Annotated in this window: 9 protein-coding genes; 1 reads left to right on the top strand and 8 read right to left on the bottom strand. The window is 39.9% G+C overall.

Translation table 11 applies throughout. The features are described 5' to 3' along the window. Positions 1 to 518 precede the first annotated feature (518 nt). The 3 genes from nhaC to HC179_RS05290 form a co-directional block, all read right to left on the bottom strand. Entirely contained in the window at positions 519 to 1,919 is a 1,401-nt protein-coding gene (gene nhaC, locus HC179_RS05300) for a Na+/H+ antiporter NhaC (protein ID WP_168863387.1), read from the bottom strand. Positions 1,920 to 2,541: 622 nt separating this feature from the next. Next, entirely contained in the window at positions 2,542 to 3,669 is a 1,128-nt protein-coding gene (locus tag HC179_RS05295) for a sensor histidine kinase (protein ID WP_168863386.1), read from the bottom strand. Positions 3,670 to 3,780: 111 nt separating this feature from the next. Further along, positions 3,781 to 4,527 carry a YqcI/YcgG family protein gene (locus tag HC179_RS05290; protein WP_168863385.1) on the bottom strand — a complete coding sequence of 249 codons (747 nt, stop codon included), beginning with the start codon at positions 4,525 to 4,527 and terminating at the stop codon, positions 3,781 to 3,783. A 186-nt stretch (positions 4,528 to 4,713) separates the two neighbouring features. Between HC179_RS05290 and HC179_RS05285 the strand changes: the two genes are divergently transcribed. Next, entirely contained in the window at positions 4,714 to 5,856 is a 1,143-nt protein-coding gene (locus tag HC179_RS05285; protein ID WP_168863384.1) for a fused response regulator/phosphatase, read from the top strand. A 22-nt stretch (positions 5,857 to 5,878) separates the two neighbouring features. Here HC179_RS05285 and HC179_RS05280 read toward each other — a convergent pair whose 3' ends face one another. The 5 genes from HC179_RS05280 to HC179_RS05260 form a co-directional block, all read right to left on the bottom strand. Continuing rightward, complete coding sequence (locus tag HC179_RS05280; protein ID WP_168863383.1) at positions 5,879 to 6,703, bottom strand: CheR family methyltransferase; 825 nt, start codon at positions 6,701 to 6,703, stop codon at positions 5,879 to 5,881. Positions 6,704 to 6,792: 89 nt separating this feature from the next. Next, positions 6,793 to 9,597, bottom strand: a complete 2,805-nt coding sequence (locus HC179_RS05275) for an ATP-binding protein (RefSeq protein ID WP_168863382.1) — start codon at positions 9,595 to 9,597, stop codon at positions 6,793 to 6,795. A gap of 378 nt (positions 9,598 to 9,975) precedes the next feature. After that, entirely contained in the window at positions 9,976 to 10,602 is a 627-nt protein-coding gene (locus tag HC179_RS05270) for a metal-dependent hydrolase (protein WP_168863381.1), read from the bottom strand. 460 nt (positions 10,603 to 11,062) lie between these two features. Further along, on the bottom strand, positions 11,063 to 11,782 hold the full coding sequence (locus tag HC179_RS05265) for a DUF2161 domain-containing phosphodiesterase (protein WP_168863380.1): 720 nt from the start codon (positions 11,780 to 11,782) through the stop codon (positions 11,063 to 11,065). 19 nt (positions 11,783 to 11,801) lie between these two features. Continuing rightward, a complete protein-coding gene (locus HC179_RS05260; protein ID WP_168863379.1) occupies positions 11,802 to 14,936 on the bottom strand; it encodes a DEAD/DEAH box helicase in 3,135 nt (1,044 codons plus the stop codon). Between the last annotated feature and the right edge of the window lie 77 nt (positions 14,937 to 15,013).

Here is a 15,013-nt window from a genome sequence, read left to right as displayed (position 1 = left end):
GTCTGTTCCTTTTAAAGCTTAAAACTTTTGACGATTCTTTAATCGCCGCTGTTCCTTTCCGCAAATGGCTTCGCTTTCCTAGGGGCGATGCTTGAGCCTCCTCGCAACGCTTGAGGGGTCTCAAGCTACCGCTATCTCCCTCAGGACAAGGAAGGCTTCGGCAGCGATGCATCGCACGAAGAAAATGCGTAGTATTTTCGAGGAGTCTTCGCCTTTTGCTCCAATCCACAGCTGGAAAGTATAAATACTTAATCTTTATGTTTTACAGTTAACTAATTGAGAGTGCTTTTTTATTAATCGTACATTGAATGGAATTTCCCTTTGATTGGAGTGCAAGGCGCGATGACGCCCGCGGGAGGAAGGGACTGGTGAGACCCCGCAGGCGCAAGCCGAGGAGGCTCACGGACCGCCCGCAGGCAAGCGAAGCGCCTGGAACGGAAATCAACCGTATTATTTAATTTTATATCATTTAAGAGAAAGAGCTAGCAGTCCTGTTGACTGCTAGCTCTTTTATCACCTTACCCCTTAACTTGTTCTCTTTTCCTAATACTAATTCCTGTAAACCCATAAAACAGACTTAATAACGGACTGACTAAGCAAAACAGGGCAAACGGCAAGTAATCCAACACAGGCACTTCAAGCACCCCTGCCATGAACACACCACTGACTCCGTATGGAATTAATGGATTGATAACAGTTCCCGCATCCTCTAGGACTCGTGCTAAATTTTTAGGTGCAATTCCTTGCTTCTCATATTCACTTTGGAAGGCTTGGCCGGTTAATATGATAGACATATACTGCTCTCCAACAGTTACATTTACTCCAATTGCTGTTGCAACCGTTGCGAAAATCAGCTTTCCTGTGGACGATACAAATGATTGGATCATCACTAGCAATCGTTCCATCACTCGCAGCTGTTGAATCAATCCTCCCATGCTTAAGGTAAGTAACACAAGAGATACCGACCACATCATGCTTTGGATTCCGCCCTTTGTCAATATGCTGTCTATCGCTTCGTCGCCTGTTGCCCCGGTATATCCATTTTGCATAACATCCATAAGTTGTCCAACTTGAACGCCAGGTTGAAGAACGAAAGCCATCACTGCACCAATGACAATGCCGACCATCATGACAAAAATTGCAGGTACACGTTTTAGGGCTACTCCAAACATGACAACAGCCGGTATTAAAGCCCAAATGCTTACCATGCCTTCTTCTTTTAATACCTTAGGCAACTCTGCAAAATCCCCTACCTGCCCACCACCGTTACCAGTTGAGAAAAGTCCAAATACCACCAAGCAAATAATCGTTGCAGGAATGGTTGTCCACAGCATATGGCGGATATGTTCAAACAAATCTACCTTGCATACCGCAGAGGCAATATTCGTAGTATCTGATAGAGGCGACATTTTATCTCCTAAAAGAGCTCCTGAAATAATGGCTCCTGCCACTAAAGCAGGATCGAATCCCATGCCTGTCCCAAGCGCGATAAACGCAACTCCCACCGTTGCAGCAGTAGTAAAAGAGCTACCAATGCTAATCCCGATGATCGCTGTAATGATAAACACACTAGGAAGGAAAAATTGTGCGGAAATGAGCTGACCTCCATAGTAGATGAATGTCGGTATTGTACCAGCCAGCATCCACACCCCAATTAAAATTCCAATGAGAATAAATAATAAAATCGGCGTAAGACCTTCTTTTAAACCATTTTTTAATCCAGTTTCAATAAAGTCCCAAGAATGTCCTTTAATTAAGGAAAATAAAATCAATACCATAATACTCGCAAAAATCGGTATATGAGGCTCTGCCTTAAAAATAAATAATGAGATAGAAATGATTGCGATGATGCTGCTAATCAAACAAAGAGCTGCAAGGCCGCTAATGTTTATTTTTTCTTTCTGTATTTGCTGCTCCATGATGTTCCCTCCAAAAAAAGTAAATTTTCCTACCTGTTAATTTGCACCAAAAAAGCTTCCTCATCCCTAAAGTAAGGGACGAAGAAGCTCCGCGGTACCACCCTAATTGGCAACATATAAATTGCCCACTCATCTGCTATGATAGCCGTTAAAATATGTATTGTACTTCATCTTCCATCACGCCTGGATTTTCACCAACCATCCAGTCTCTTTTTGCTGCAATAAGGAAAACTACTTTTATACATAGCTACCAACCTATTTATTTACTAAACTCAACTCGGCTAAGTTTTGCTAACACACTTAAACGCTTAAACGCTTTTAGGTGTTAAAGTATTGTTATTAAGATAATATATATTTTAACGCTTGTCAACACAAAAAATCCTCCGCGTTTTGCAGAGGCCACTGAAAAGGACTTTGAGTTCAGATGTTGTTTAGACACCGCTGTGGATTTCCGCAAATGGCTTCGCTTTCCTAGGGGCGCTGGTGGAGCCTCCTCGGCTTTTCCTGCGGGGTCTCCACCTAGCGCTATCTTCCTCAGGAGTCTTCACCTTTTGCTTCAATCCACAGCTCCAAAATACACAAAATACTATCTAATATCAGTTTTTCAGAGGCCTCGTTTTGCTTAGGAGGATTTTTCATGTTTTAATGTGTTAGGCAATCGTATAACAAAGCTGGTTTTTTCATCATTGGATTGACAAAATATTTCACCATCGTGCTTTTCAATTAATTTTTTACAGATATACAGTCCTATTCCTGTACCTAAATCCTTCGTAGTAAAGAACGGTTCAAAAATAGCTTGAATAGCTTCTTCTTCAATTTTTGGTCCGTTATTGGAGATGGAAAGTTCGGTAAATGCCCCATCTTCCACACAAACTACTTGAATAGTGCGTGATCCTACTTCTTCCTGCTGTAATGCATCTATTGAATTAATGATCAGATTAAGAAAAACTTGTCTTAATTCGTCTTTATTAGCTAACAAATTGATAGATGGATCAATATCCAGTTGAATGACTACATCTCCATCAAGTAAACTAGGATACAAGAATTCTACCAATTCCTGCAATAGGAAGGATAAATTCACCTCTTCTCGTTTGCTCTCCATCAACTCTTTTCTAGAGACATGTAAAAATTGAGAGATGCGATAATTAAGCTGATCCAATTCATGACGCATAATCTCCAAATAAGGATGATCAGGTAGTTCGTTCTGCAATAGTCTTGTGAATCCAATAACAGATGTTAACGGGTTTCTGAACTCGTGCACAAAACTTGAGCTCATTTGCCCCAGAATAGTTAGTCGCTCTTTATGTGTTTGATTGATATATAGCTCTTTTTCTTCCAGCTGTTTTTCTTTAATCTCTGTATATTTTCTAACAGCCAGGTAAGAAAACTTATCAAAAAGTGCATTGATCTGGTCTATGAAAGGTTGCAGTTCCTCAGATGGAATACCGGAATTCCAAACCCACTTAACAACCTCACTTCTTCCCGTATTCACATTGAATACGAACTCACTGATGTTAACATTGGCTTGGACTCGTTCATGTGCTGTCTTGTTGGCGAGCTTAATGATTTCCTCTTCAGTCAATGGATCTTTAATGGCCTTTTTAATTAACTGATACATTTGCAAGCCATTACGCACTACTTCTTCTTTATAAATATCATTTTCCGAAATTACACTTTTCCTTCTCCAATTCCGGATAAATTGATCATGATTTTCTTCTAAAAACAATATGAGTCTCTGAGCAGCATCCATACTTGCCAGCCACCTTCTACGTTATTTTCGGATAATCTATTTCTATCATACCAGAAAATTTTAGTAGAAGATAAAATATTCTGAACAACAAAGATGTTAGTTGGATACCACTTATTTTTTCATCATGGAGAAAGGACAGTTACCTTTGATAGGTTTTACATCGTCTCCAATAAAATATTGTTTCCATTCTCGATGGTCTGGATCTCCGTAGTGACTGATATTAGGATGTGTTGGGAGCTGATCCCATTTCTCCACACGCTCCCTTACCTTCTCACGCGACATAATACCACCCTTTGACGTACCTTCTAGTCCTTCAAATATCCTTCTTGGCTGAAACCCTAGGATGAGACTGTTTCCTAAATCTCTTGTCTTTCTCTGTTTGTAGGCAGGAGCATTGCCGAAGACGAAATACGGCTCTTCTGCAAAGGAAAAAGACCACAGGTGATGATCTGGATCTGTAGGATAATCTTTAGGCCATGGCTGGTCGTCCTTCATATGTAAAAACTGCAATATATCCCAAAAGTATTCACGATAGTACGGAATAGTTTTTTCTTCTTTCTCTGGCTCCACAAAAAGAAAAAGACCATGTCGTACAAGTGGTTTCTCCGGATCAAACAGGGCGTTAAACTCCTTTAAAGTATCCGGCAAATGGCTCCAATTTTCATGACTAATATAGGAATAGCGAAGTTCCCCTTTCTTTTCTGCACTCATTCCAAAATAACAAGGAAATGTTTTATTTGTTACTACTTCCTTGAAATTCTTATATTCTTGCACAACCCATTTGGGTACAATTTTCTCATTTGTCATTTCTTCCTTTGTCAGCAACTTACCTTTTGTGGAACGAACTGTGGTTTCCATTACATCACCTCTAGAGTTAGTTGTTAGAGAACCTTCCTAACAAGCAAACTACCCTTTAACCTGCCAGACAAAACCTGCTCAAGCATTCAGAAAAAATATCCTGGAAATAGGTTTTATCTATATAGGAAAAGGGTATTAATATGTGGGGTGTTTACTATTCTAGAAAGATAGAGGAGAAAAAAGAATATGGGCATACTAATTGTCGATGATAACCAAGTAAATTTATTCGTTATAGAAAATATCTTAAAAAGAGCAGGTTACAAAGATTACTTATCCTTCACATCCGCTAATGAAATGTTTACATATTTACATAATTATAATCCCGCTTCATCTCAGATGCCCATCGATATCATCTTAATGGATATTATGATGCCTGAAGTTGATGGAATTGAAGCCTGTAGAACCCTTCAAACCATTCCACACCTGAAAGATATACCTGTCATTTTTGTCACAGCATTAGAAGATTCTAATAAAGTAGCAGAAGCCCTGGATGCAGGTGGATTAGACTATGTCATGAAGCCAATTAATAAGACGGAACTATTGGCACGTATCCGGGTGGTTCTTCGACTTAAACAGGAGAAGGATAAGAATAAAAAACAGGCAGAAAAAATTAAAAATCAATTGGACCTTTCTCAGCAAGTACAGAATAGTCTGTTAAGCGAACCAATCACAGAAGACAAATTCACTGTAAAGGCATCCTACATTCCCGCTTATAAACTAGCAGGGGACATGTACTATTGGTATAGGGTCGATGACTCGAGATATGCGGTCATACTGCTAGACATGATGGGGCATGGAATTTCTGCTTCCTTAGTATGTATGTTCATCTCCTCTGTACTGCGAGACTCCATCAGAGGCTGCGCTGATCCTGAATTCGTTATTAGTGAATTAAATCGCTGGATGCATGCCCTCAATTTAAGGAATCAGCAAATTCCATATTATTTTACAGCTATTTACCTTGTCATAGATACAAATGAAAAATCAATGGAATATGTAAATGCAGGTCATCCCGCTGGTTTTGCGTTCATTGACGAAGATGAAGTAGTGGAGCTATCTAATCGAACATGTGCCCTAGGGTTCTTCGAGACCGTGGATGTTAAGAAGACGAAGATTACTTATAAGGAATCCGTTCAAATTATGCTTTATACAGATGGTGTTGTAGAAACAATGGAGAAAGTGGGCATGAATCAATACCCTCAATTCATTAAATCCGCCTCAAAGCTCTGGGATCTACCTAACATCCCTGAACCTATTAACCTAGTCTTACCTGCAGACATGCAACAACAAGCCTCAGACGACATGTGCGTCGTTATGATACAAGCGAGATAAATGCAAAAAAAGAAGAGCTGGATTAATCCAAGCTCTCCTTTTTTTTGCGATAAATCTTATCATACACATCAAACTCTTCAAAACCGGGATGGGAATCAAGACGTAACGCCTCTTTGCTTCCAAGCCCAAGGAACCCCTCAGCCCCAAGACTCTCCTGAAACAATTGAATCACATTATATTGCAGCTCCAAATTGAAATAAATTAATACATTACGGCAAACAATGATATGAAACTCATTGAACGAACGGTCTGTCACAAGGTTATGCTGAGCAAACACGATCCTGTTCAAGAGATTTTCCTTTATATAGGCAAACTGATGATCAGATTGATAATATTCCGAAAAGGCCGTTTTGCCACCGGCTTGCATATAATTCTTCGTATATGTTTTCATTTTCGACAGGGGAATGATCCCTTTTTGTGCCTTCTCCAAAATCTTTTCATTCATGTCTGTTGCATAAATCTTGGACTTATGGCCGACTCCCTCCTCCTCTAAAAGAATGGCCATCGAGTAGGCCTCCTCTCCCGAAGAACAGCCTGCGTGCCATACACGAATTTCCGGTAATTCTCTTAAAAGAGGAATCACTTTTTCTCGGAAGGACAAGAAAAAAGAAGGATCACGGAACATCTCCGTAACATTAATAGAAAAATCATCTAAAATTTTTCTTAAAAATACTTCTTGATGTATTACTCGTTCTGTCAGTTCCGTAATGTTTTTTAACCCTTCTAACCTTAATCTATTTTCCACTCTTCTCATAATGGAAGACTTCATATATTTTCGAAAATCGAACCCTGAAAGCCGATAAACTGCGGTTAAGAATAATTCTAATTCCAAGTCTTGCTTGTCCACTTGTGATCCTGCCTCCAAAAACTCAAATCTTATAAAAAGGAACGGTTACTCGCAGCCAACGAACCGTAACCGTTCCTTTTTTCAATAACCTAATTTTTTGCTACCCAAACTCGCATCGCAGATAACAGTTGATCAAGTTTAAGTGGTTTGCTGATATAATCCGAAGCTCCCACTTCCAGACATTTCTCTCGATCCCCTTTCATCGCTTTTGCTGTAAGAGCAATGATTGGAACGTCTTTATGTTTTTCTAGGTTACGTATTGTTTTAATAGCTTTATATCCATCCATGACCGGCATCATAATATCCATCAAAATGATATCAACATGTTCCGTTTCATGGAGGATATCGAGACACTGCAATCCGTTCTCTGCAGTTAAGATGTTCATATCCTCTTTGTTCAATGCATTATTCAAGGCATAGACGTTTCGATGGTCATCATCTACCACGACAACAGTCTTCCCTTTTAAGATGTTAGAAATATCATTTTCTTCCACTATTGTTTGCGATTCACTACTTACTTCTTCTTTCCTAGCCATGTCTAAAACCATGTTTTCCTCTTCCAACAAATCGGTTTCAGATGTGGATGCTACTTCCTGCCACGCTGCCTCTACTTCATTTAATTGAGGCATTCCTTTTGGCAGACTAGGAATTAATAGAGTGAAGACACTTCCTTCACCCTCTTCGCTTTCTACATACACACTGCCCCCCAAAAGATTAGAGAATTCCTTGGAGATGGAAAGGCCAAGTCCAGTTCCACCATATTTTCTCATAGTCGCTCCATCACCTTGATGGAAGGCTTCAAAAATAAGGGACTGCTTGTCCTTGGAAATGCCAATTCCGGTATCTTCCACAGAAATCTTCAACCACGTATCCGCGTTTACATTTACTTTCGCTCGTAGAAGGTCCCTTTTTAGTGCTTTTTCAATTTTAACGGATACTTTCCCTTTTTCTGTAAACTTAAAAGCGTTCGATAACAAATTTTTTACAATCTGTTGAAGACGCTGTTCGTCCGTGAAAAATACATCTGGTAGCTGATTTCCACGATTAATTTCGTAATCCAGCTTTTTGTGCTTGGCAATATGGGTGAACTGAAGCTCCAGTCGGTTAATGAACTCTTCTACGTTCACTTCCCCAAACATCACTTCTAACTTTTTCACTTCCACCTTGGAAAGATCCAGAATATCATTTATCAGATTCAACAAATCCTGCCCGGAAGAATTGATGACACGGGAGAACTCTCTTTGTTCATCTGTCAATTGGTCTTCCGGATCTTCCGCCAGCATTTCTGATAGAAGTAAGATACTATTCAGCGGTGTTCTTAGCTCGTGGGACATATTTGCCAAAAACTCCGATTTATATTTAGAGCTTAGTTGAAGCTGTTTGGCTTTTTCTTCAAGCTCCGTTTTTGCAGTTTGAAGATCCGCAGATTTCTGTTCCGCATCACGGGACCGTTCTTCAAGCTGCTCATTAATCATTCGCAGCTCTTCTGATTGGGTTTGAAGCTCTTCCGACTGAGCCTGCAACTCTTCCGATTGAGATTGGAGCTCTTCTGTCTGCGCTTGTGATTCAAGTAACAGACGCTCGACTTCCATTCTTCCTAAAATGTTCGTGATAGCAATACCAAGTGTTTCAAGCACTTTATTTAAAAGCTGGCGGTGTGTCTTTGTAAATTCTGTCAGTGTCGCCATCTCAATCACGGCAATTACTTCATCTTTTACAATGACAGGAGCAATGATGATGCTCTTCGGTTTAATATGGCCAATTCCTGTCGTAATGACGGAATAACCTTCTGGGACATCCTCTAGAAGGATTACCTTCTTGTCCCAGGCACATTGCCCTACCAAGCCTTCACGAAGCTTATATGCTTCTCCACCAATATCTTCTGCACCATCGGCATAGGTCGCAATTTTTTGATATGAGGATTCTTTTCCTTCTCCATCCAACAGATAAAAAGCACCAAGCTTTGCATCCATGAGAGGTGTTAAGGTTGCAATGAACTTTTCTGCAAGCGAGTCTGTAGAAACATTACGATGATAGAGGTTAATAATATCTGCAGAATTTTTTTGCACCCAGTTTTGTCTACCAATTTCTTCTGTAAACTGTTTTTCTTTTTTATGATAGGTTTCAATAGACGAAGCCATCGTATTAAAAGCTACCGATATTTCTCCGATTTCATCCTTTATATCTGTACTCAATCTAGGCAAAACAGATAGGTCGGTATAGTTAATATCTTTAATTCCATTCTTCACTTCATCTAGACGTCTGTTGGTGCTTCGAATTACCCAAAGTGTAGTCAAGACAATTACCATTAATGATAGGATGACGGCAGTAACCATAATAATTATTAGAGTTTGATAGGTCTCATTAGCGTTAGCCAAGGTATCTTGCATAAACGATTCCTGCATATCTTTAAAATCAGATATGTCTTGCAGGAGTGCTGTTCTCGTATCAAGTTGAGAAACATAGATGTCTTGCAGGACTTCATTGGAAGCACCATTATTAATTTCGGAAACGATTTGTTGTTCCATAACCCAGTACGAATCGTAACGTTCTTGAATACTACGTATTAACGCTTTTGTTTCGCTCCGCTCTAGAACTGCTTCCAACTCAATGATGTTGGTTCTGACAGCTTCCCTGTTTTCAGCAAGATTTTCTAGATTATCATTAATATCCTCAGCAGAATCCCGATTAATTACAAACAGCAGCTGCCTGTCTGTTTCATAAAACAACTGTCTAATATCAGTCGCTTTGTTGACTTTGTAATACCTGTCTTCTACTATTTCCAGCATATTTGTCTTCATGGAATTGGTCATCAATAAAATTACAGACAATAGTAAAACAAGCGAAACTACTGTAATTCCCAACCCGACAAATTGTTTTTTCTTAAAGCTCACCGCAACTCCCACTTTCATTGGTTTTTGATGCTAAACACGCACAAAAATATCTAAGTTAATTATACCATTAAGAGAAAAGGATGGTCGAATTTGGATACTCTAGTATTAATCCATTCCTTAGAATATACAGTGACATATGAACTAGTCAATAGGTTTATTTTAACAGTATGTGTGCCAAATATTTTCTAATATTTTCTATCGCAAACATTTTACTAACGGACTTATATAGGCCATCTTACCGAAATAAAATTCAATTCTGCAAAAATTTCAATTGTAAATGTATGAGGAACCTACAAGGCTAGCAATTTTTTCTAGGATATTAATGTATTAATAAATAAAAGGGCCAAAATCCTATTTAAGGAGTTGGCCCTTTCTTCTTCATATTTCCTTTGATGACAAAGGGAGAAATAATCTAATCCCTCTTTTATTAAAGGGTAATACTTTTAAATCAGCGACAAGGTGGCATATATAGGAAACGGTGCATGTAAAGAATATTCCATTGATAGAAAGGGAGTGTTCTAGCTTCAAAGCTATGTAAGCGAAAAATGCCACACCAAGTAGGGAGTGGGTATAACTTCTGTGGGACACCAAGGAAGCTACTATGATATAGACACCAAAAAGTATCACCCACATTTGTTGCAGGGAAACCCCTCCGAGAATAACCCCCGCACCAGTGATAGTCAGCATATGTTTCTGTTTTATGAAGGAAGAAATAAGAATCATAAGCGCTCCAATTCCTATTCCCCTCAACTTTTCCTCTAGGGTTCCTTCATATAAACTGTATAGGACCATCATTGTTCCTATGATTTGAGCAATTAATCTCGTCACTTTGTGGGATAACGTTATTCTTCCTCGAAGCTTCCCGTCAATATCAAGGTCTGGTACAAGGCCTGATATGGTCCCCAAGCTGACTAATATAATAGTGTTAGTCGGGGTTGTGTGCAACGTGTTTGCTACTGCGAAACCTGTAGCTGCCCCTATGGCTGCATGTGCAGTTCCATTCATGTTTTGTTTCACCTCTGTCTGATGTTCTGAGTTGATCGTGTATTGTTATTTTCTAAATCTTCGGTTATGCAACATCACATTTTAGCTATTTTACAAGAAAACATGTGTTCTGTTTAGGTGCAAAAGTCCTGATTGTTAGTGACTGGGGACCAAGGGTGGGGGTATGCGCTGGAAAACCACTTTAATATAAAGTGGAAGATTACGAATCGCCCGATTGTACCTGTAAATCGCCCGATTGTACCTGTAAATCGCCCGATAATCGTTATAATCGCCCGTAAACTGAAATATCCGCCCGATTCCTCGCTATTTTCGCCCGATTACCTTGAATTTCCGCCCGATTTCCAATTCGAATACCCCATACAGGTATATTCAGGTTCTCCTCCCAAGGTAGTATATGCCTCTAGCCTTCTCCATTCATATAAAAGACCCTCCCACTTTAAAGTGCAGAAGAGTCTCCAACTCAATCCATTTTCTTCAAAAAGTGCTCCACAAGCTCGCTATGATCACAAAGTTCCTTCTTCCCTTTCTCACTGATCATATATGTCCCGCGCTTTACCCGTTCGAACCAGCGGTAATAGTTCTTTGTTAAAATGGAAGGGGTTTTCTCTCCAGTTCCTAAATCTCGCAAAGCCTTTGGCGACAAAGGTCCGAACTTATCCAGATAACACGCAATTTGGACGCAGTTCTCTTTATAAGCAGTTCTTATCTTTACTCGGCTGCTGCCACCGAGATTGACATCAGATGAACGACCGTCCATCTCTTTGACCAATGCGTCACGCTTCCTTTTATTTTGACGCATGCTTTTTGCTCGATCAAACGGAACTGGATCAAACATAACCTCCACACTTTTCTCTCTTCCATTGAATGACACTACAATCAAGCCCAGCTCAAGACGCTTAATTAAATGACACAAATCGGTCCAACGTTTTGATCGCCTGCTAAAGGATGGCTTTGGTATCGCTATATAAACAAGGTCCGTAAGTTTTTGCCGCTTTGTCGCTTGAATGAGCAGTTGAACATTTAAGGTAAGCTTTAGCTCTACAACAACTACCGACTCACCTTTCACCATCGCAATATCGCAGTCGTTCACTTCCCCGTACACCTCAAAGCCTTCTTTGACAAAATGCTTTTGAATTGGCTTATACAAATCTACTTCATACATTTTTTTCTTTTCTGTCATGCTTACACACCAACCTCCCCTAAATGGAAAGAATCTCTCGGATGTCCTCCTCCGTTAATGCTTTTGACACTCTTTCGTCAGGGTCTAAAATCTCTTCTATCAAATGTCTCTTTTTATCTTGCAGTTCGTTCATTTTTTCTTCGATAGTTCCCCTTGCTACAAGCTTTATCACCTGGACCGTTTGCGTTTGGCCCATACGGTGGGCACGGTCAGCCGCCTGCTCTTCCACTGCGGGATTCCACCAAAGATCATATAAGATAACAGTATCAGCACCTGTCAGGTTAAGACCCGTCCCTCCAGCCTTTAGCGAAATTAAGAAAAAGTCTCTTTCCCCAGAATTGAACCTTTCACAACGTTCTACTCTTTCTTCTGATGGAGTCTGGCCGTCAAGGTAAAAGTAGGACAGTCCCTGATAGGCAAGCTCCCTTCCTATCAGCTCCAGCATTTTCGTGAATTGGGAGAAAATAAGCACCCTTCTTCCTGAACGCTGAGATTCTTCAATTAATTGTAACAGCATGTCAAACTTCGCAGACCTTCCCTTATACCCGTTTATAAAAAGTGAGGGATGGCAACAAATCTGACGGAGCCTTGTTAAACCAGCAAGTATCCGAATCTTATTTTTTCTCAACGTATCCTTGTTCAAATGCTTCAATGTATCATGTCGAAGCTTTGCAAGATAAGCCGCATAAAGCTTCTTTTGCTCGGGCAAAAGCTCCACTGACTCGAGGCTTTCCAATTTTCCAGGTAACTCATCCAGAACGTCCTCTTTCACCCGGCGCAACATAAATGGTCGAATTCGTCGTACAATGGTTTTTCTAGTCAGATTGCTGTATTCCTTCAATCCCATAAACAACTCTGGGAAGACTACATGAAAAATGGACCACAGCTCTTCCAGGGAATTCTCGACAGGTGTCCCAGTTAAAGCAAATTTATAATCAGCTTCGACTCTTTTCACTGCTCGAAATGTTTGAGTAACTGGGTTTTTAAAGGCCTGTGCTTCATCAAAAAACACCGTATGGAACATGTTAGTAGCATAAAGATTAACATCGCGTCGCAGCAAAGGATACGAGGTGATAACAACATCCACTTCCTTTATTACCGAAAAGGCCTGCTCGCGGTACTTCCGAGCTCCATCCATAATTAATGCCGTGATCTCTGGTGCAAACTTCTTCAGTTCACTCATCCAGTTATAAGTTAAGGAAGAAGGCGTCACAATTAAAACCGGGCATTTTTTATGGCGAATGTCAGATAGCTCTGAGAGGATAAATGCAATACTCTGCAAGGTTTTACCAAGCCCCATATCATCTGCCAAAATTCCACCAAAACCATAGTGAGCCAATGTTTTCATCCATCTGAAGCCTTGTACTTGGTAATCTCTTAAGATGTTATCCACTTGATTGGGAACTTGAATATTGTCACCACTTGGATTTCTGATTTCCTCCAGAAACTGTCGGAAACTTTCTTCTAAGGAAAACACACCCTCATCTGTTACGAAATCCATCATCTTGAATCCTTTAATAATGGGCACATTCAAACCCTGTTCTAAATCCTCATTTTGCACTGGATTGGCTTGCAAGAATCGTTGAATCTCTTCAAATTCCCTAGTCTCCAAAGAAAGCAATGAGCCATTTTTCAAACGATAATATTTTCTTTTTTCCTCTAGTGCACCTAAAAGCTCCCTGATTTGAGATTCCGGTATGCCGTCCATTTCAAATTTAAATTCAAGCCAATTGGTCCGCTCTTTTTTTACCCTGATACGTATTTGGGGTTTGGCACTCTCCCTAAAAATTCGATTTCTAATAGCAGTCGTTGCATACACTTGTACAAAACGTTGCAACTTAGGCAGCATATGATAGAGAAATTGATATTCCAGCTCTTCGTTGTGCAGAAAGTATCCTTCTTCCGTACTCCCGAATTCACTTTCCTCCATTATATCAAGAATCATTTGCTCCTTATCATAATCGCGGATAATCATGGTGTTCATGCGATGCTCTCTTGGATCTAACGGATTAATCATCACCTGTTCATATTGAAACTCTAAACTTGCTAAAAGCCGGTTTTTCACTCTGTCCAGATAGAGTTTCGCTACTAACGGGGTTTTTGTAAAACGCTTGGCGACCATTTCATCAAGTTCCACTTTTCCGAGTTTCCGTAAGCCCGGCACTACCTTTTCCACAAACATCTGTACCTGATTTAAAGCAATGGGGATGGAATTTGTCCTTGATGTATCCAACATTCTCTTCAACTCAGCAAGTCGACGGCAGTCATCCGTCTCCAAGGAAATAAAGCATCCATCCTTGAAAACTGCATTATATGCTCTGAAGACCAATAAACTATTTAGCCCATCAACCTTCAGCAGAACCCCATTTGCGTTATCTTCTGTAAAAGAAAAATGAAGGGAGAGGGACTCTTTTATTAACTTAAAGCCTTCGTATGCTTGTTTATCAAAATGTATTTTCACATCTACCTGCTGTAAAAGCGGTGCAATTTTTTTAAAGGAGGAAGGTGGAAGAATTAGTGCTTGTGGCAATATCTCCATTTCCTCCAAAAATGTTTTTTCATCATCTAAAATGTCTATCAGATGTTGAATGACAGCATCCGCTTCTTTTTTAAAGCATTGAATCTTTGGATTAAACAAGTCACTTTTCTTTCCATTGTTTATAGCATGTAATAGTTTACGCGGATCTTGTACAACGCTCTGGTTCAACGAAAGCTCTATTCCAAGAAAATACCCCTTATCTTTTAATACCGGTTTCATGCCAAAAGCTACGTCTACCACTTCTCTTTTTTCAAAATGAAGCTGACTGCCACTTGTAGGTTTCTTGTCTGCTTGGAATAGACGGAACACTTCTTCTGACAAATCTTGCTGGGATAAGTGACTTTCATAAATCGTTAAGAGCACAGCTGCAATATGCTGACATTCTATTTTTACAGAAGCAAGCTTTGGACAAGTACAGCTTGTATGGAAATCTCCCGTGCCATCTGCCGTTACGACAACACGGAAATCCTCGGAAGCCGTAACCACAGCAAAACACCTATCATTAGTCCACTCTTCTATCTTTACTTTACCCGATCTGCGAAATGCCTCCCCGCTTTTTAAGGAAACAGAACCACATCGATCTTGGATGAGTTTTTTATCTACTTTAATGTTCATGTGGTATTCTCCTTTCAGGGTGGATTTCACTTTCTAAAGTAGATTGTAACACACAATAAGAAGCACAGCCCCGTAGT

It is taken from the genome of Bacillus sp. RO1 (assembly GCF_012524115.1).
GTDB lineage: Bacteria > Bacillota > Bacilli > Bacillales > Bacillaceae_I > Sutcliffiella_A.
The sequence above is the reverse complement of the archived record's forward strand: the minus strand, read 5'-3'. Positions and strand labels throughout refer to the sequence as shown.